The sequence below is a fragment of the Brevibacterium sp. LS14 genome (assembly GCF_012027885.1).
Lineage (GTDB): Bacteria > Actinomycetota > Actinomycetes > Actinomycetales > Brevibacteriaceae > Brevibacterium > Brevibacterium casei.
The window spans coordinates 63,867-81,950 of record NZ_SJXG01000032.1 but is presented as its reverse complement, the minus strand read 5'-3'; the positions used below and the strand labels follow the sequence as shown (position 1 = coordinate 81,950).

The following is an 18,084-nucleotide window of genomic DNA, read 5'->3' as shown; positions in this document are numbered from 1 at the left end:
GAGGAGGTCGACCGATGATCCTCTCCCCCGACCGGGATCCCCGGCTGATCACGATCCGCCGAGGCGGCACCCTCACCGACGACCACCACCAGCTTCTCGCCCTGTGGGCCGCCGACTGCGCCGAGCATGTCCTGCCGTTCTTCGCCGCCGTCGCCCCGGACGCGCCCAAGCGAGGCGATCGTGGCGGCTCGGGCGTGGGCTGAGGGGCAGATGCCGATGATGACCGCCCGCGCCGCCGGAGGTCATGCGATGGGGGCGGCGCGACCCCTGACCGGGGCCGCCCGCTTCGCTGCGTACGCGGCCGGACAAGCGGCATGCGTGGGACATGTCGCCGAGCACGATCTCGGCGCCGCTGCCTACGCGATCAAGGCTGTCGCCGCCGCGCACCAGAATGATCCGGATGCGGCAGCGGCGGAGCGTGACCGGCAGCGTGAGCGTCTGCCCGAGGCGGTCCGTGAGCTCGTCCTCGACGATCAGGCGCGTCGCAACAGCCTCTGCTGGAACGTCTTCACCGACTGAGCGTTCATCTGTCGGGAGGCCGTCCCACGATGGCCGACGTCAGGGCAGGTGAATGCCTGCGCCGGTCAGCTCACGCCCGGCGGCGGGCGAGGACGTCGTTGACGGCATCGAGTGCCGGTGCCCTGTCGGCACGAATCGCTTTGCGGCCGTGCTCGAGCGGGCTGTCCTCACGTGCCGAGTCGCTCAACTCGGCACGGTATCCGAGCTCCTCGGCGAACTGTGCGGCAATGTCCTCTCGGCTGCGCGCCTGCGTCTCATACGAACTCGCATCGGCGGCCTTGGGCGTCGGCACAGCGTGCTCGGCCTCCTGGGCGCCGACGTAGCTCGGCACCGGCAGAGGCGTCGGGGACCATCCGTCGCGGGCCTTGAGCCGCTGCTGGAACGGGTCGTTGACCGCCGCCTCGGCGGCACTCTTCGCGGCCGCGCTCCGCTGAGCGCTCTGCACGACGGTGTCGGCGAGGTCCGCTGCGACCGAGGTCGTCGACGCAGCGACAACCTCTGAGGCCTCGTCTGCGGCAGCCACAGGTGAGGAGGTCTCGGCCGGAGTCGTGTCCGCCTTCTCTGCGGCATTGGTCACTGCCGCAGGCTCCGCGATGACCGGGATCGGACCGGTGAGCAGGATCTGGCGAGTCGTGTGGCCCTCTGCAGCTTCGTTGCGGATGCGCACAACCGGGATCTCACCGGTGACCGCTTCCTCGCGGGCGTACTTGGCCGTCGCACTGCGCTGCTGGAGCGCGCGTTCACGAGCGGTCTTCGCCGTCGTCGCCTTCTCGTCCGCAGATGATGCCTTCGTCTCGGATGCCGTCGAGCGCGGCGTCGCCGCAGCCTTGGCCGCCGCCATCGCCTGCGCCCGTGCCGCTGTGGACCCGACGGTCGACGACCTCGTCGACCCGGCCGTCTTCGCAGCGCCCGTCGCGGTCGAACCAGCTGTCACAGCCGCACGCGAAGTCGTTGCCGCCTCGGCGTCCGCATCGTCCTCCACCTCGGTCACGGCCCCAGTCATCCGGCGCAGCCGCTTCCTGATCTCGCGCTTGCGCATGTTGAGGGTGCGGACGATGAAGAGGGAGACGACCGCGAGCCCGGCGAAGACGCCGATGAGCGCGGGATGGACGACGGAGAAGAACGCGAGCACCGATGTGACGATCACCCCGAGCACCGATGCGAGGAACGTCAGCGCGAACCCGCGGACCATCGTCCCGATCGAACGCAGGGACTCACGCAGCGGGGCGGTGCTCTCGGTCATCGTGGGATCCTCATCGGGTCGGGAAGTGGGCTCTGTCGTGGGGTCTGACCCGCCGAGGCGGTCCTGGCCGCCTCCGGGCGGCATCCGGCGCGCCCGGTTGGCAGTCGCTGCAGCCTGCGCCCGGACCGCCCGCTGCTGACCGGCGCCGAGGCGGCTCACCGACTCGGCGGCGCGCCCCTCGTTCTGTCGGCCGGAACCGGTTCCGCCGGTCTGCGCGAACACGGCATGGACGGCCGGGTGAAGGGGGCGCACATTGTCGGCCCCGGACGCCCGGTCGTGTCCGCCTGCGAGGAACGCCGAGCGGGTCTCGCCCACGGCGACCGGAAGGACAGCGGGCTGGGATTCGGGTTCCGGCTGGGACTCAGGCACTGCCTCGGCGGTCTGGGCGTCACCGTCGATGACGGAGAGTTCGGGGGTGCCGGCGGAGAGCCGCAGGTTCGGGGCGATCCCGGCGGCGGCATGGTCGGCACTCGGCACGGAGGGCTTGACCGCCTCGGCGCGGAAGACGGCGACCCGCTCGCCGAGGTCACGGCAGGGATTCTGGGATTCGGCGCGCACGACCTGGGCATCATCGGGCAGGCGGTCGAGGTCGACGCGGGAGAGCTCGGTGGCCGACCGGCGGATCATTGCGGGCACGACGACGACGAAGACCACGGCGATGGCGATGACGACGATGATACTGGTGTCCACACTGCAGAGCCTAGAGGTCACGATTGGACAACAGCGTGAACGGCGGTGGTGTGTCGGTCATTCCGACACGAAGTTCACAAGGAGCGCGAGCCCGGCCCCTCACCTCGACTGTGCCGGTACGCGGAGAGGATGCCGTGGGGGATGTCCTCGACGGTGAGGGCGAAGGTGCGGTGGTCGCTCCACTGTCCGTCGATGTGCATGTAGTTCCTCCGCAGTCCCTCGTCGCGGAAGCCGAGCTTCTCGACGACGCGGAGGCTCGCAGTGTTCTCCGGTCGGATGTTGATCTCGATGCGGTGGAGGCCGAGCGCGAACAGGCAGTGGTCGGTGGCCATCGCCACGGCCAGCGGTGTGATGCCGCGACCGGCGACGCGGGAGTCGACCCAGTAGCCGATCTGGCCGCTGAGGATCGACCCCCACGTGATGCCGGAGACGGTCAGCTGGCCGCGGAAGCGGCCGTCGACCTCGATCGCGAACGGCACGCTCTGCGCCCGTTTGGCCTGCTTGTCGTACATCCGCACCATCGCGCGGAAGTTCGGCGTGACCTGACCGGGGATCGGCAGGGTCGCATCCCACGGACGCAGCCAGTCCCGGTTGAACCGCCGGACCTCACGCCACTCGGATTCGTCGCTGCGGCGCAGGGGTCGAAGGACGACGCCCGCGGTGGCATCGCGCAGCTCGATCGGCCAGAACGGGCCGCCCATCACGGTCGTCCCCGCTCAGCGTCCTCGCGCGGCATCAGCGTCCCCGCGCGAGGGCAGACAGCGAAGCCACGGGCACTCAGTCGAGTTCGGCCACGTACTCTTTGAGCCATCCCTTGAGATCCTCGCCGAGGTCGTCGCGCGAGCACGCGATCTGCACGACGGCCTTGAGGTAGTCGAGCTTGTCGCCCGTGTCGTAGCGGTCGCCGGAGAAGACGACGCCGTAGACGCCGTGGCTGGACTCATCCTCGGCGAGCGTCTGCAGGGCGTCGGTGAGCTGGATCTCGTTGCCGCGGCCGGGCGCGGTCGTCTCGAGGACGTCGAAGATCTCCGGAGCGAGGACGTAGCGGCCGATGATCGCGAGGTTCGACGGCGCCTCCTCCTGTGCCGGCTTCTCGACGAGGCCGGTGATCCTGACGACGCCGTCCTCGTCGGTCTCCTCGACGGCCGCGCAGCCGTAGAGGTGGATCGACTCCGGGGGAACCTCCATGAGCGCCACGACGCTGCCGCCGGTCCGCTCCGTGACGTCGATCATCGTCGGCAGGATCGGGCTGCGTTCGTCGATGAGGTCATCGCCGAGGAGGACCGCGAACGGCTCGTCGCCGACGTGCTGGCGGCCCTTGAGCACAGCATGGCCGAGACCCTTGGGGTCGCCCTGCCGGACGTAGTGGATGTCTCCGAGCTCCGAGGAGTGCCGAACGGCGGCGAGCTTCTTGTCGTCGCCCTTCTTCGCCAGCGCCGCTTCGAGTCCGTCGACGCGGTCGAAGTGGTCCTCGAGGGGGCGCTTGTTGCGCCCGGTGATCATGAGGACGTCCTGCAGACCCGCAGACACCGCCTCCTCGACGACGTACTGGATGGCCGGCTTGTCGACGACAGGGAGCATCTCCTTCGGCGTCGCCTTCGTCGCGGGGAGGAATCGGGTTCCCAGGCCGGCCACAGGGATCACGGCCTTGCGCACGGTGCTGCGAGATTGATCAGTCATGCCCTTCATCTTAGCCATGCCCGCCCCACCGGTTAGGCTGAAGGGCGTGGATCCCGTCTCCTCGAAGGCAGAGCTGCGGGCCCTGATCCGGGCCCGCCGGTCAGCTCGTGCGCGTCAGTGGGGCGCGCACAGTGACGATTCCGGTGCCTCTCCCGCCGAGGCGGCCGCCTCCGTCTCATCGGTCGCCGACCTGCGATCGCCGCTCCCCGCGCCTCCATCGTCTGCCCATTGCCCATCGGTCGCCGCCCGTCGTTCGTCTCCCACGACCCCTCACCGGGCCGTCCCCGTCTCATCCGTCGCCGACGCCGTACTGTCGGCGCTCGACCGGTGGTGGCCGAGCCCCGACCTCTCCGGTCACATCGTCATCGCCTACGCCGCCCTTCCCGGTGAGCCCGATGTCGACGCCGTCGTCGATGGCCTCCGGGAGCGGGGGGCCAGGGTCTTCCTCCCCGTCGTCACCCGCATCGGTGAGGCTCTCGAATTCGGCGAGGTGAGAACGCCGATGGCCGAACTCACCCCGCAGGGCCGGTGGGGCATCCGCGAACCGCGGGCCGAGCACAGTGCGTCGAGCCTCTTCGCCGAGGCGGCGCCCGACCTCCTCCTCGTCCCTGCCCTCGGCTTCGGTGCCGGCGGGGCACGGTTGGGCAACGGCGGAGGGTTCTACGACAGGACGTTCGGGCCGCTGGGAGAGGTGCCGCTGGGCGACGTGCCGCCCCTGGACGCATCTATCGGGGATGCGCCGCCCGGGCCGTCGCGCTCGCACGCACAGCCCCCCGATTCTGCGGGTCCGCGCGTGGTCGGTGTGTGCTTCGCCGAGGAGGCCGATCTGCCCGGCCTCGTCGTCGAACCGTGGGATCTCCGAGTCCCGGAGGCGATCACCGAGGACGGTCTGCGCGTGCTCTGAACGGCGTCGTCGACAGCAGCTCAGACTCACCATCTGGCCACGATCACCCGCGAAATAAACCCCCACTCGTGCGCGTTGGACTGTGGAGAAGCGCACTGGGTCGGTGAGAGCGAGAGACGGCGGAACGGGCCGGTGCACTATACTCTTCACGTTGAGGAAAGGTTCTCTATGCCCGTCTATTCGTACGCATGCAAGAGCTGCGGCCACAAATTCGATGTCCACCAGGACTTCAGCGACGACTCGCTGACGATCTGCCCGGAATGCCAGGGCCAGCTGAAGAAGGTCTTCGGCACCGTGGGCATCAGCTTCAAGGGCTCGGGCTTCTATGCCACCGACTCCCGCAAGAGCACCTCGAGCTCGGTCGCCCCGGCAAGCTCCTCGTCGAAGGACTCGAGCTCCACCTCCTCCGACTCTGCGTCGAAGTCAGAGTCGTCGGCAGCCCCGGCGAAGGCGGGCACGTCCGCGACGAACTGAGCCGTCCGGCTCTCCTGCGACTCATGTGCGCACGGCTGGGGACGGCCCGGCCACTCATGCTCAGATCCCCTGTGGACGACAGATGACTGTCCACAGGGGATTTCTCATCCCTTGCCATCGACCGTCTGGGTTGCGCACGCTCAGAGCATGAAGCTCCTCGATCGGCTCACGGCTCGAGCGGCAGGCGGTCCGCTGTCCCTGCGGGTGCGACCGCGCAGGCTCCTCGCCGCAGTGTGCATCGCCCTCGCCTGCGCCCTGCTCGCGTGGCAGCTCACCCCGAGCCAGGGCGACACTCCGGTGGTCGTCGCCGCCGCTGACCTCGCCCCCGGCACTCAGCTCACCGCCGCCGACCTCGCGCTCGTCGACTATCCCCGTGACTTCGTGCCGAGCAAATCGTTCACCGCCGTCGACGACGCTCTGGACAAGCGCACCTCCGCGGGTGTGTCGAAGGGATCGCCTCTGACCCGGGCGGCTGTCCTCGACCAGCAGGCGCTGCCCGACGGCACCACCGACCTCATCATGCCGGTGCGGCTCGCCGACGACGAGTCCGCCGGACTCCTCGCCCCCGGTCAGCGGATCCGTCTGTTCAGCTCCCTTCCCGAGGGCGGTTCCGAGGTCGTCGTCGACGAGGTCACGATCGCCCGGATCATCGAGAAGGAGAACGGCGTCACAGCAGAATCAGGACAGCTTGTCTCGGTAATCCTCTCCCCCGACGATGCGGGTCGGATTGCGGAATTCGCGGGGTTGCCGATCAGCTTTGCAATCCTGCCGCAATGAGCCCGTTCTCGAATTGCCGAAACCGGCAGCGGCGGCATCCTGGCGGGCCCTGGTGACCCCGATTAGTCATTGGCTATTCGCATGTCAACAGTGTTGGGATGTGGAGTTGGTCTGTACTATGTAACCTTCATTGCAAGATTAGAGTCGCATTATTGCTCACACCACCGAAAGGGTGCCGCTAATGCTTAAGGGTTTCAGGGACTTCATTCTCCAGGGGAATGTCGTCGAACTGGCGACCGCTGTCATCATCGGCAGCGCGTTCACCGCCATCGTCACGGCGTTCTCCGACAAGATCATCAACCCCCTCATCGCTGCCGTCGGCGGCGCAGAAGGCCCCGCATTGAGCTTCACGCTCAAGCCCGGCGTGCCTGAGACGACGATCGACATCGGTGCGGTCATCACCGCCGCGATCAACTTCCTCATCGTCGCCGCCATCGTCTACTTCATCATCATCGTTCCGATGAACAAGCTCAACGAGATGCGCAAGCGCGGCGTGCCCGAGTCCGAGGTGCCCCCGACCGCTGAGGACCTCCTCGGCGACATCCGCGATCTCCTCCGCAACCAGGCCGCCGCCAACGCCGGTCCTGCAGGCGGCACCCCGGGTCAGGGTGGATACACCGACCCGAACGAACCGCCGCGCCACTGATCCGACCGTGATCGGTGCAGCCCCTGAGGCTGCACATGCACGAGGGCCCGCTTCCCACACTGGGAAGCGGGCCCTCGTCGCTGTCCGGGGTCCTCGTCACCCCGGTATGTCGGCCGGCCGAGCCGGCATCAGCCGTACCGCGTCACCAGTGCGGGGGTTTCTGCGACCGGTAGTGTTCGGCACTGAATCCTGTCGTGCCCGATTCGGCTTCGTTGCGCAGCGTCGCTCGATACGCGCGCAGCGCACGCTCGAGGCGCGCCTTCTTCTCACGCTCATCGTCGCCCTCGTCGGACGAGCCCGAGGTGCCGGTCTCGCCGTCAGGCGAATCGGATTCGGGCTCACTCTCGGACCCGGGATCACGCCCAGGCTCGGACTCGGGCTCAGGCTCGCGCTCGGGATCACGCCCGGGCTCGGACTCTGCCCCGGGCTCAGGGTCGGTCATCGGTGCTCGCCGAGGAGTCCCGGCCGTCCGCCGATCCCGAACCCGACTCGGAATCGACGTCGTCGGCCTCGATGAGCCCCGCGTCGCGCAGCGATTCGGCACGGATCTGGTCGGTGTCGAAGGTGGGGATGACCTCGCCCTCGACGGGACCGCGCGCATCGGCGGAGGGGATGAACACCTCGGCGCCGGTGACCTTCTTCGCCTGCGCATGGCGCTGACGATAGCGGTCGACGGCTGCCTGCAGCTGGGTCTCCCCGCGGGGTGTGTTGCTCTTCTGGGCGAGCGCCGTGCGCAGGAGCTCCTTGATCTCTCCGTCGCCGCGGACGACGGCATCGGACTGGATCCAGTCGATCATCTCGTCAAGACCCTGGTCGGAGTACTTGTGCATCGGCAGGCCGGGGACGAGCTTCGGGCGGCTGCCGGTGCGTCCGACGACGACGGAGGCAGCGCGGGCGGCGTTGAGGATCGCCTGCGGGCTCATCGTCTCCACCGTGGACTTCCAGGCGTCGAAGATCTTCTCGGTCTCGGCCTGCGGGTCGACGAACGCATCGGTCGACCACACGCGCATGAACTTCCATCCGCGGCGTTCGAGCTGCTCGGGAACAACCCGGTCGCGCTGGCGCAGACTGCGGATCGAGGCGTAGTCGGGGCCGTCTCCGGAGACGGCGATGATCATCCCGTGCTCGTCCTCGGCGGAGTTCGCCACGGCCAGGTCGATGCCGTTGTAGTGCTCGTGGGCGACGACGCCGAGCTGGAGGAGACGGTCGGCGATGTCGTTGAACAGCGGGTCGTAGATCTCCCCGTGGGGGCCGGGCTGGCGGACGCCGCCGCCGGCGATCTCCTCGAACAGGCGCGGCAGCAGCTGTGCTCCTCCGCTGAGCTTCGCCGCGTCGAAGTCCTCGGCCTCGATGCTCGAGACCACGGTGAGTCGTTTGCGTGCGCGGGTGACGACGGCGGCGAGGATGCGGTCGCCGTCGGGGCCGGAGAGCGGACCGAAGTCGTTGATGACCCGGCCGTGGACGGTGCGCCCGTAGCCGAGCGAGAAGATCACGGCATCCCGTGACATCCCCTGGACGCGTTCGGCGTCGGTGACGACGAACGGCTCCTTCGCGGGGTCGTTGAAGAAGGCTGCCACGTACGGCAGATCCTTCATCGCCCGCGAGATCGCTGTGGCGATCCGCTGCGCATGGTGCGGGGTGAGGGCGACCACGGCCAGGGACTCCCTGGACCGGGTCCGCGCATGTTTGAGCACGAGTTCGACGACGCGTTTGACCTCGGCGTCCGGGCTTTCGACCCGGCCCGTGCCGATGTCGGTGGGCCCGCGCCCATCGGCGACGTAGGAGAACTCGAGCCCGGTTCCCTCGCCGGTGTGCGCGGTCGGCAGGGTCGAGATCGTCGAATCGTAGAAGTGCCTGTTCGCGAGGTCGATGAGACCCACCGGTGAGAGGCGGTAGGAGTTCGCCAGCCGCATCCGCGGCAGGAATTCGCCGAGGCGGTCCTGCACCGAGTCCGGATGCTCGGCTTCGTCGGGTCCCCACCGGTCGACGGCGATCGAGAACGGGCGCGGTCCCAGCAGCCGCGAGTCGCCGAGCGAGACGACCTGGCGGGCACGCGTGATGCCGGGGACGACGTCGGCGATCGAGAGCCGCCCGCCGTCGGCGATGACGACGGCGTCGAAGAGCGGGAGTGCCGCGAAGAGCTCGGGCACCGTGTACGGGCTGGCCATCCACACCGGCGCGAGCGTGGTGAGCAGTTCGGGCGCCTTCGTCGACATCCGCTGGACGGAGGTGTGCGGGGAGAGCAGCTCCTGCTTGATGACCCCGGCAGCGATCGGGTCGGCGTCGATGCCGCGCTTCCACGCCTGCGAATGGTTGTAGCGCAGGCGCCCGGCGCCGGCGGCGACGAAGGCCCGGTCGTTCTCCCGGAATCCTTCGGCGACCTCGTGGAGGGCAGCACCGTCGTGGCGGCCGATCTTCGGATCCTCGCCGGCCATCGACTGGAGGACCGACGCCCAATAGGCGAGATCGAATTCGGGTCCGACGAGGTGGTTCTCGACCTTGCGCCGGCGCAGGTCGGTCATGAGTTCGGAGAGGCCCTCATCGGTGAGCTCCCGCTGCAGGCGTGAGCGTTCGGGCAGGTCCGCGAGGTTCTCCGAGTCCCCGCCCATCGCCTCGGCGCGCGCGGTGAGCTCTTCGATGAGCATCGCGCCGAGGTCGCCGCCGTCGGGGGTCGTCTCGAGCACAGGGGCGAGTTTCGCGACGTCGGCTTCGACCCCCTGGAGGATCTCGTCGGCTTCGAGCACACCGCGCGGGATCTGCGGACGGCCGTCGTGACCGGCGAGGTCGCGGAGGATGACCCGTTGAGCGCGGACGTCGATGAGCGCCGAGTGGAGGTCGGCGACGTCGGCGCCGGGGCGGAGGAACTCCTGCGCGGACTTCTTCAGCCGCTTGCGCTGGAGCATGCCCATCTCGACGCCGAGTTCGGCCCGGTAGTCCGCGGTCCCGGTCGCGGCGATGAGGTCGTCGAGGCGGTGGTCGTAGACGTCGGGGGCGAAGCTGTCGAGGGTCGTGCGCACCCGGAGGAGGACCTTGATCGCCCGCGACCAGTCGTCGAGGTTGCGGCGGGGGTTGAGCTTGGCCTTGGCGAGCACGGGTTCGACGGCGGTGACGAGGTCGGGCAGCGTGCGGCCGAGGCGTTCGGCCACGGTGCGGGCGGCTTCGGCCTCGTCGACGGATTTGAGGTCGGCGCCGAACCAGACGGTGTCCTCGACGTCGAGGGTGAAGGCGCCGAGTCCGGCGAGCTCACCGAGTTTCCCGCGCAGTGCGTGCCGGCGGTCGTCGCTGGCTTCGAGGATGTCCTCACCGAAGCGCACACCGGTCTGCGGCGAGTCGTCGCCGGAGGTGAGTTCGGCGAGGTGCTGCATAGTCTCGTAGACGGAGACGTCCCACGGCTGGCGCCGCCGGTGCAGAGAGGTGACGTGGTCGGTCAGGGTAGCCCGCTGCTCGTTGAGTTCGGAGAGCAGGCCGCCGAGGTCGGGGCGTTCGGCTCGTTCCGCGGAGCCGATGAGGTCGATGAGCTGACGTTTGATGTGCTCGGCGCCTTCGCGGGTGTCGACGGCGAAGTCGCCCAGCCCGACCTCGCCGAGGCGGGCCGAGAAGTCGTCGAGGGCATCGGCGGTCTGGGCGAGGAAGAGCACGCTCTTGCCCGTGTGCGCCAGCGTCGTCGCGACGGCGACGGCGACCTGGGTGGCGCCGGTTCCCGGAGGGGTGTCGACGACGACGGAGCGACCCGAGACCGCCGCATCGACGACGGCCTGCTGGTCGCCGTCGACGTCGATGACGAGGAACTCCTCCTGCGGCTTCCGGTCGGGCAGCGGGGTGACGGGTTCCTTGAGGGCGGCGGGCACGAAGTCCTCATCGGCCGCAGCCTGCCGAGCGTCGGTGGCCGAGGGGTCCTCGGTGCGCACAGCCGAGGGTTCCTGTGCCGTTCGGTGCGAAGTCGTGGCTGAGCCAGAGCTCGCCGAGGTGATCGGCACCGTCGGTTCGCCGAGTTCGTCCTCGTCATCGGTTGCCGGTGCAGCGGCAGTCCTCGACGCGGGACCGGAGGACGGCTTCCCACCGGTGTCAGTCTTCGCGTCGACATCGTCTTCGGTGCCGGCGTCGGCCGTGATTTTGGTGCCGGCATCGGCCGTGATGTCGGCTTTCGCGTCAGCGATGCCGGCTTCGGTGTCAGCCTTCGGCTTGGCATCGGCTGTGGAGTCGGCGTCCGTCTTGGCGTCGGTGTCGTTCTTGGTGTCGGTCTTCGCGCCGACGTCGTTCTTGGTGCCGGTGTTGGCTTCGGATGCGCCACCGCCGGAGTCCTTCTCACGGGCCGGCGCTTTGGGGTCATCTTCCGAGCTCCCTGCGTCCGCAGCGGCATCGCTCTTCCCGACTTCTGTCCCAGCAGGTGCCTGAGCACTGCCCGACTTCGCGTCGCCAGCCGTGGTCGAGTCGTCACCTGTCTTCGAGTCGCCGCCAGCGGTGGTCGCGTCGTCACCCGCCTTCGGGTCGTCGCCAGCGGTCGAGTCGCTGCCTACCGTCGAGTCCCCGCCTGCCGTCGAACCGTCGCCGGCGGTCGAAGAATCAGTCGACCTCGAAGAGACCCCGGTCGATGCCGGTGTCGCTGCCGATGCAGTCTCACCGGATTTCGCCGTCGGTGTCACACCGGTCGACTCGGCGCTCCGCTCGTCGGACGTCGACGAGTCACCGGATGTCTTCGCCGGCGACGTCGACTCAACCGACTCGGCTGACTCCGCCGGCCCGGCACCCCTTTCCGAGGCCTTCTTCGCCGTGTCACCCGTTGAGCGTGGGGTGCGGCAGGGCACGGTCGAACCGCCGCCGAACTGTCCGCGGACCTCGTCGTCGCCGGCCAGCGCCCGGAGGATGGGATGCTGCGTGGGCAGGTAGTCGCCGGTGAAGGCGCTTGCGATGTTCGCGAACGTCGAGACGATGAACCGGTGGTTGATGCGCAGGCCCGGCACGGCCTGGGCGAGGTCGCGGAGGCGGTCGAGGGCCGGGCCCGGGTCGAAGCCGTGGGGTCCCCCGGTGGCGTCGACCCATTCGTCGACGGGCACGTCGAGGTCGTACACCTCGGCGAGGTGGCGGACGAGGGCCGGGTTGATGGTGATCTCGTTGCCGAGGACGATCTCGTAGTCCTCGACGCGCGAACCGCGCGGCACCAGCGTGATGTGGCGCAGCACGACGGGGGCGTTGAACTTGAACTTGGAGTCCTTCTCCGTCCACGACGCGAAGCCGATGGCCAGATGCGCGGCGCGGATGCCGCGTTCGTTGTCGAGCTGTTCTGCCTTCGACCGGATCGACCGGGCTCGACGGCGGGCGTCGGCGAGGATCTCGTGGTCGCGGATCAGGCTCGAGAGTCGGGTGGGGCGACCGGCGAGCAGCTGGGCGAGGCCCGACGGATGTGCTCCGGAGAGGTCGATGCTGCCGTCGCGAGAGTCCCGGAAATGGAGCATGGTGTCGCGACCGCCGAGGTGGGCGGCCTGCTCTTTCCACTCGGCGAACGCGCCCCCGAGCTCTGGGTACTGATCGTCAACAACGGTATCTGGCACAGTTCGACCCTAACGAGAAACTACGCATAACAGGTGCTGGCACACCGTGGAACATCGAGGTTTCTTCTACGCTACACTGGGTGATCGTGGTTGACGACAGCCACATCGCCCCCGTAGCTCAGGGGATAGAGCACCGCTCTCCTAAAGCGGGTGTCGCGCGTTCGAATCGCGCCGGGGGCGCCACGCATTTCATCATCGCAGCGAACGCGGCAGCAATCGCTTCGACGGAGCAGCCTCCAGCACCGCATCGGCGCTGTTCTCGCCGCAGCTCTTCCCGCCACACCACCTCACGTCAGCGCGAGCACGAGCAGTCCGGCGAGCACCGACCCGATCATCACAGCGATTCCCATGGCCAACGTCGCCTTCCAGCCCATCGTCCTGCCGACCATGACCATCGAGGGAAGGCTCAGCGCAGGCAGCGCGATGAGCAGCGCACCCGTCGTTCCCGCGCCGGCACCGGCGGCCAGCAGCGTGAGGATGATCGGGATCTCTCCCCCGGTCGGGATGACGAGCAGCGTGCCGACGACGGCGGCGACGATGATCGCGACCGCCCCGAGCTGCGCCTCCACACCGTAGAGTCCGGTCAGCCACGGAGCGATGAGGCCGATGACGAAGACGAGCACGAGATGCTCAGGGACGAGGATGAGGGTGAACCGCGACAGCGACCGCAGGTATCGCCGAGGCATCGACGAGAGTTCCGCAGGCTCGTCCGGCTGCGGGACGTTGACGTCCCTGCCGCGTCCCGCAATCCAGGTTCCGATGAGGGCACTCGCCCCGACAGCGATGAGCAGCCCGACGACGAGGCGCACGCCCAGGTACTGCCACGGCAGGACGAGGGCGAGGAAGACGAGGACCGCAGGGTTGAGCAGCGGATTGCCCACCCAGTACGCCAGCGCAGCGCTGCGCGTCACCCCGGTCCGGCGCAGGCCCGCTGCCACGGGAGCCGCACAGCACGTGCACATCATCGACGGCAGGGACAGAGTCGCCCCGACGAGCGACTGGGTTGCGGCATGCCGCCGGTTCATCACCCGCAGCAGCCAGTCCCGGGGCACGAGCGCGTCGATGGCCGCGGCGACGAGGAGGGCGACGACGAGCGCCTTCCACACGGCCAGGAAATACGCGAGCGTGAAGTCCCACGCCCCGGACACGGACATCGCCTGACCGGCGACGTCGAAGAGCGGGGCACCCTCCCAGACCGAGGTCTCGGACATCGTCTGGGCTTTGTCCCAGTACGGCAGCCATTTCGACCAGGTCAGGCCCACGCCGAGGAGGATGACGAGGATCGTCAGTCCCGCCCAGTCCGCGGCGCGCAACCGGCGACGCTCAGCCGCCGGGGCCGCAGGTACGGCCGCTGTCCGGGCAGCCGCAGCCGCGGACTCGTTCGTCGTCGATTCCACCGATCAGAGACCCGGTTCGGGGATCTCTCCGTCCTCACGGCGCTTGTTGGCATCGCGAGAGACCCGGACGACCATCGTCGGGCACTGCGAGTACGGCAGCACCGACTGCGAGGTCGACCCGAGCAGGAGGCCGGCGAACCCGCCGCGTCCGCGTGAACCGATGACGAGCACCTCGGCGGTGTCGGAGGCCCGAACGAGCACCTCGGCGGGCTGACCGTCGAAGAGGGTCCACGTGACGTCGAGGTCGGGGAACTCCGCCTTCACGCGCTGCTTGGCGACGACGAGTTTGTCGGCGCCTTCGTTGATGAGGCGCTCGAGGTCGGCGGTGCTCGGCAGCCATTCGGGACCGATCACGGTCGTCGTGATGACGGCGACGATGTGCAGGGGCGAACCGCGGCGCACGGCCAGGCGAGCTGCCTTCCACAGGGCGGGCGACTCGGCGCCGAGGGAGTCGACCCCGACGACGACCTTGCCGTCGAAGCGCAGACCCTCGACCGCCTCGGCGTCGGGATCGGACTCCTCGACCTCGAAGCCGTCCTGACGGATCGGACGCGACGATGTCGGATGGGCCGGCTTCTCGGTGTCGGCCTGCCATGATGCGGGGACGACGACGGTCGGGCACGCGGAGTGGGCCGGCAGCGCACTCGAGACCGTGCCGAGGAGGCGACCGGCGAACCCGCCCCGACCACGGGAGCCGACGACGGTCAGGCACGCGGACTTCGATTCGTCGATGAGGACCCCGGCGGCATCCCCGACTTCGATGACGGCTTCGACGGGCACGCCGGCGGCCTTGACCTCGGCGGCGGCCTCCTTGAGGGTGTTCGTCACCGACGCGCGGATCGCGGAGTCGTCGATGGGGACGTAGGAGACGTCGATGGCCGCGGCAGCGACGCTGGGAATGGTGTAGGCGCCGACGAGCCGGATCGGCTTGCCCAGGGAACGGGCCTCCTGGATCGCCCAGTTGAGCGCGTTCCTCGACGGGGGCGAGCCGTCGATGCCGACGACCACCGCTTCGGGCTCACCGGCAGGCGACGACGTGGCATCGTGACTGCGGTCCTGCTCTGACATCGCACGCTCCTCAAGTCGCAGCGAATTTCTCTGAGTCCACCCTAGATCACAAAGATGTCAGCACGGCTGACGATGTCACATCGTTATCCGTTTCTGGTCACACTGCGGACGGCATCCTCACCGGTCAGACGCCTGCCGGTAGGGTGCGCCGGCGCTCGGCGCACCACCCCTGAGGCAACGCGGACTCAGGCCGCGTGGTTCATCTCGAGGAAGGGCCGCCACTGTTCGACGGGCTTATCGATCCCGCGCATCCAGAACTGTCCCACGCGCGGCTCCTTCGGGCAGAAGCCGAGCTTCCAGCCGATCTCGGACAGCGTGCGGTCGCCTTTGCGGTTGTTGCAGTCTCGGCAGCACGCGACGAGGTTCTCCCACGTGTTGCCGCCTCCGCGGGACCGGGGGACGACGTGGTCGACGGTGCTCGCCGGTCGCGTGCAGTACGCGCAGCGATGGTTGTCCCGGCGCAGGACTCCGCGACGCGACAGTGAGACCCTGCGATCGCGCGGGGGTCTGACGTAGCGGGTGAGGAGGATGACCGAGGGCTGGTCGAGACTCACGTGCTGCGATCTCACCGGAGCGTCATCGGCGGCCAGCACCGTCGCCTTGCCTGTGAGCACCAGAACGACGGCTCTGGTGAACGGCACGACCGACAGCGGCTCGTATCCGGCATTGAGCACGAGAGTCTTCATATCCCGCCCCCTCTTCTCATGGGCGATGGGGAGCCGATGGCGGACGCCGGTCCGCTCCCTGAGCGCAGCGCCGCAGACGCAGCCGGGCCAGGGAACGCAAAAGGCGTCGTGCACCAGCACAACGCCTTGGAATCGGACACAGACACAGATATGTACTCCGCACCAGAACCTGGAGCGGTCGTCCGGAATATTCGACTATGTCCCATCGGATTTCCCATCGCTTACGGAACTCAATCTTCTCAAGAGTAACGCCGATCGCCCCTGTGACCGAATTCATACCCCTCCGGTCACGGAATCTTTCCCGCGCGTTCACCTGCACCCGACCGTCCCGCGAGGCCAGAGCGCCGTCATCCCGCGCGACCACGGCACCGAGGCGGGTGCACAGATGCGAAAACTCCCCGCCGCACTCGAGGACCGTCGAGTGCAACGGGGAGTTCCCGTCAGAGCGTGATCAGAGGACGCGGACGAATTTCGCGCCGCCGGCGATCATCCAGTCGATGCTGCGGTAGCTGGTGTCGACGCGCGGGTTGCCGGCGTCGTACATCATGCCGTTGCCGGCGTAGATGCCGATGTGTCCCGGCTTCCAGATGAGGTCGCCCGGCTTGGCTTCGGACTTCGAGACGGTCGCCCCGGCGCTGCCCTGGGCACCCGAGGTGCGGGGCAGGTTGACGCCGACCTTGGCGTAGACGTACGAGTTGAAGCCGGAGCAGTCCCAGCCGCTGGGCGAGGTGCCGCCCGAGACGTAGGGGGTGCCGACGTACTGCTTGGCGATGGCGAGGACCTGCTGGGCCTTCGAACCGTCGGGGATCTTGACGTCGCCGGAACCGGAGTCCTTCGACGCACCCTTGTCGCTCTTCGACTTGGACGAGGCCTTCGAGGAGTCGGAATCGCTCGAGGCCGCAGCGGAGCTCTTCGGCTTCGGCTCGGGCTTAGGAGCAGGCTTGGCGGTGACGGTCTGGACGTCGACGCTGAAGGACGAGTCGTCCTTCTTGTCCTTGGCGCTGCCGTCGGGGACGACGGTGGCGGCCTGGTTCTGGAATTCGGCGACCTGGGTCTTCGAGTCGGCGGAGACAGCGACGTTGTCGTCTCCGGCCTGACCGGCAGCGGGGAGAACGGCTGCGGTGAGCAGTCCACCGCTGGCGGCGACGACGGCCGCGCGACGTCCGAAGACGGCGGAGTTGGCGTTCAGGAGTTCAGTCAGCTCGGTCAGCGGAGTCTTGACCTTGGTCTCTGCGGCGCGGCGGCCATGGTGCTTAGTTGCCACGTTTTCCTCTCGTCACCTATCGGATCTCTCCGACCGCCACTTCGGTCCTTGGGTGTGTATCGCATCAGGCGTGGCGTGCGGTTCCCGGTGCGAAGCCGCCGCTTGCGCGGACGACCTCAACAACTGTAACCAATCAGTGATCAATTGTCACGTTTCTGTCACAACCACGGTGGGGAAACCCCGAGGTTTTCCATAAGCCTGCAGGTGAGAGCGGTGAATGAGATTCATTTCTCCGTAACATTGACCGTTACAGAAGCCGGCCCGGAGGGTGAATGTCCACTCTCCGGGCCGGCTGCGGTCAAGCTTTCGTTACAGGCCGAGACCTGTCCGCGATCATTCTGTGATCGCCGTCACATCGCTCGCCTCACTTCTTGTGGGCGAAGACGTGCGAGGCGGTCTCGACGGGAAGGTCGAGGACATCCTCGGCGCCGGGAACCTGCACGGTGATGTACTCCCCGTTGCGGGTGATCTCGACGTCGGTGCCGGGCATGACCCCGGCCACCTGGAACTGCTGGAGCAGATGGATGTCGACCTGCAGGGGTTCGGCCAGCCACGCGATCCTCAGCTGCGTCGCACCGTCACGGGCGACGGCGGTGGCGAGGTCGACCACCTCGGCGCCGGTGTTCGCCTCCGCGCCGATGACGTCGAGTCCGGGGATCGGGTTGCCGTACGGGCCGGAGCTCGTGTCGGGCAGGAGCGCGACGAGCTTGCGCTCGACCTGCTCGCTCATCACGTGCTCCCACCGGCAGGCCTCGTCGTGGACGAGCTCCCACTCGAGGCCGACGACGTCGGCGAGCAGGCGTTCGGCCAGACGGTGCTTGCGCATCACCTCGGTGGCGATGCGGCGTCCTTCGGGGGTGAGCTCGAGGTGCCGGTCATTGCTCACGTGGAGCAGTCCGTCGCGCTCCATGCGGGCCACGGTCTGCGACACGGTCGGACCGGAGTGGTCCAGTCGCTCCGCGATCCGGGCGCGCAGCGGCACGATCGACTGCTCTTCGAGCTCGATGATCGATTTGAGGTACATTTCGGTTGTATCGACGAGGTCGTTCACTTAAGACCAGCCACTCCACTCTTCGTCTTCAGGTCATGTGACCATGTCAGGCGTTCTCACACTTCAGAGGTCTTGCGACCCCGCAACGACTGCGATGCCTCGCAGCCGCTGCGATCCGTCTCGATTCTATCGCGGC

At 68.3% G+C, this 18,084-nt stretch carries 14 protein-coding genes, 1 tRNA gene and 1 pseudogene; 6 read left to right on the top strand and 10 right to left on the bottom strand.

Annotated features, from left to right (window positions below; translation table 11 throughout):
- Positions 1-14: 14 nt before the first annotated feature.
- A pseudogene (locus EZE58_RS04170) lies at positions 15-519 on the top strand (putative immunity protein).
- A gap of 70 nt (positions 520-589) precedes the next feature.
- On the opposite strand, the gene EZE58_RS04165 reads toward EZE58_RS04170, so the two are convergent.
- From EZE58_RS04165 to galU, 3 genes are all read right to left on the bottom strand, one after another.
- The gene (locus tag EZE58_RS04165) at positions 590-2,452 is read right to left on the bottom strand and encodes a hypothetical protein (protein ID WP_167559889.1); all 1,863 of its coding nucleotides are present in this window, start codon (positions 2,450-2,452) and stop codon (positions 590-592) included.
- Between the two features lie 74 nt (positions 2,453-2,526).
- Entirely contained in the window at positions 2,527-3,153 is a 627-nt protein-coding gene (locus EZE58_RS04160) for a GNAT family protein (RefSeq protein WP_167559887.1), read from the bottom strand.
- Positions 3,154-3,229: 76 nt separating this feature from the next.
- Positions 3,230-4,132: a UTP--glucose-1-phosphate uridylyltransferase GalU gene (galU, locus tag EZE58_RS04155; RefSeq protein ID WP_167559885.1), complete on the bottom strand. Its 903-nt coding sequence runs from the start codon at positions 4,130-4,132 to the stop codon at positions 3,230-3,232.
- A 46-nt stretch (positions 4,133-4,178) separates the two neighbouring features.
- Between galU and EZE58_RS04150 the strand changes: the two genes are divergently transcribed.
- The 4 genes from EZE58_RS04150 to mscL all read left to right on the top strand — a co-directional run bounded on the left by EZE58_RS04150 (position 4,179) and on the right by mscL (position 6,933).
- Positions 4,179-5,036 (top strand): 5-formyltetrahydrofolate cyclo-ligase, encoded by an 858-nt coding sequence (locus EZE58_RS04150; protein WP_339393782.1) that lies wholly within the window; start codon positions 4,179-4,181, stop codon positions 5,034-5,036.
- 168 nt (positions 5,037-5,204) lie between these two features.
- On the top strand, positions 5,205-5,510 hold the full coding sequence (locus EZE58_RS04145) for an FmdB family zinc ribbon protein (RefSeq protein ID WP_167559883.1): 306 nt from the start codon (positions 5,205-5,207) through the stop codon (positions 5,508-5,510).
- Positions 5,511-5,657: 147 nt separating this feature from the next.
- Positions 5,658-6,287, top strand: a complete 630-nt coding sequence (locus tag EZE58_RS04140; RefSeq protein ID WP_167559881.1) for an SAF domain-containing protein — start codon at positions 5,658-5,660, stop codon at positions 6,285-6,287.
- A 181-nt stretch (positions 6,288-6,468) separates the two neighbouring features.
- Positions 6,469-6,933, top strand: a complete 465-nt coding sequence (mscL, locus tag EZE58_RS04135) for a large conductance mechanosensitive channel protein MscL (RefSeq protein WP_167559880.1) — start codon at positions 6,469-6,471, stop codon at positions 6,931-6,933.
- A 142-nt stretch (positions 6,934-7,075) separates the two neighbouring features.
- Here mscL and EZE58_RS04130 read toward each other — a convergent pair whose 3' ends face one another.
- A complete protein-coding gene (locus EZE58_RS04130) occupies positions 7,076-7,375 on the bottom strand; it encodes a hypothetical protein (RefSeq protein ID WP_167559879.1) in 300 nt (99 codons plus the stop codon).
- Positions 7,362-12,482, bottom strand: a complete 5,121-nt coding sequence (locus tag EZE58_RS04125; RefSeq protein ID WP_167559877.1) for a DUF4011 domain-containing protein — start codon at positions 12,480-12,482, stop codon at positions 7,362-7,364. The genes EZE58_RS04130 and EZE58_RS04125 overlap by 14 nt, the downstream gene beginning before the upstream one ends.
- A 107-nt stretch (positions 12,483-12,589) precedes the next feature.
- On the opposite strand from EZE58_RS04125, the gene EZE58_RS04120 reads away from it, so the two are divergent.
- Positions 12,590-12,665, top strand: a tRNA-Arg gene (locus EZE58_RS04120).
- Positions 12,666-12,769: 104 nt separating this feature from the next.
- On the opposite strand, the gene EZE58_RS04115 is transcribed toward EZE58_RS04120, so the two are convergent.
- The 5 genes from EZE58_RS04115 to EZE58_RS04095 form a co-directional block, all read right to left on the bottom strand.
- Positions 12,770-13,879, bottom strand: a complete 1,110-nt coding sequence (locus EZE58_RS04115) for a permease (protein WP_167559875.1) — start codon at positions 13,877-13,879, stop codon at positions 12,770-12,772.
- A 3-nt stretch (positions 13,880-13,882) separates the two neighbouring features.
- Positions 13,883-14,947 carry a universal stress protein gene (locus EZE58_RS04110; protein WP_167559873.1) on the bottom strand — a complete coding sequence of 355 codons (1,065 nt, stop codon included), beginning with the start codon at positions 14,945-14,947 and terminating at the stop codon, positions 13,883-13,885.
- A gap of 185 nt (positions 14,948-15,132) precedes the next feature.
- A complete protein-coding gene (locus EZE58_RS04105) occupies positions 15,133-15,633 on the bottom strand; it encodes an HNH endonuclease (protein WP_167559871.1) in 501 nt (166 codons plus the stop codon).
- Positions 15,634-16,084: 451 nt separating this feature from the next.
- On the bottom strand, positions 16,085-16,897 hold the full coding sequence (locus EZE58_RS04100) for a C40 family peptidase (RefSeq protein WP_167559869.1): 813 nt from the start codon (positions 16,895-16,897) through the stop codon (positions 16,085-16,087).
- Between the two features lie 364 nt (positions 16,898-17,261).
- Positions 17,262-17,948 (bottom strand): metal-dependent transcriptional regulator, encoded by a 687-nt coding sequence (locus EZE58_RS04095; protein ID WP_167559867.1) that lies wholly within the window; start codon positions 17,946-17,948, stop codon positions 17,262-17,264.
- Between the last annotated feature and the right edge of the window lie 136 nt (positions 17,949-18,084).

What these genes read in the sequence shown, in the direction of transcription:
- EZE58_RS04105 (WP_167559871.1), bottom strand. Translation starts at nt 15,633, where the DNA reads ATGAAGACTCTCGTGCTCAATGCCGGATACGAGCCGCTGTCGGTCGTG.
- galU (WP_167559885.1), bottom strand. Translation starts at nt 4,132, where the DNA reads ATGACTGATCAATCTCGCAGCACCGTGCGCAAGGCCGTGATCCCTGTG.
- EZE58_RS04140 (WP_167559881.1), top strand. Translation starts at nt 5,658, where the DNA reads ATGAAGCTCCTCGATCGGCTCACGGCTCGAGCGGCAGGCGGTCCGCTG.
- EZE58_RS04130 (WP_167559879.1), bottom strand. Translation starts at nt 7,375, where the DNA reads ATGACCGACCCTGAGCCCGGGGCAGAGTCCGAGCCCGGGCGTGATCCC.
- mscL (WP_167559880.1), top strand. Translation starts at nt 6,469, where the DNA reads ATGCTTAAGGGTTTCAGGGACTTCATTCTCCAGGGGAATGTCGTCGAA.
- EZE58_RS04160 (WP_167559887.1), bottom strand. Translation starts at nt 3,153, where the DNA reads ATGGGCGGCCCGTTCTGGCCGATCGAGCTGCGCGATGCCACCGCGGGC.
- EZE58_RS04145 (WP_167559883.1), top strand. Translation starts at nt 5,205, where the DNA reads ATGCCCGTCTATTCGTACGCATGCAAGAGCTGCGGCCACAAATTCGAT.
- EZE58_RS04110 (WP_167559873.1), bottom strand. Translation starts at nt 14,947, where the DNA reads ATGTCAGAGCAGGACCGCAGTCACGATGCCACGTCGTCGCCTGCCGGT.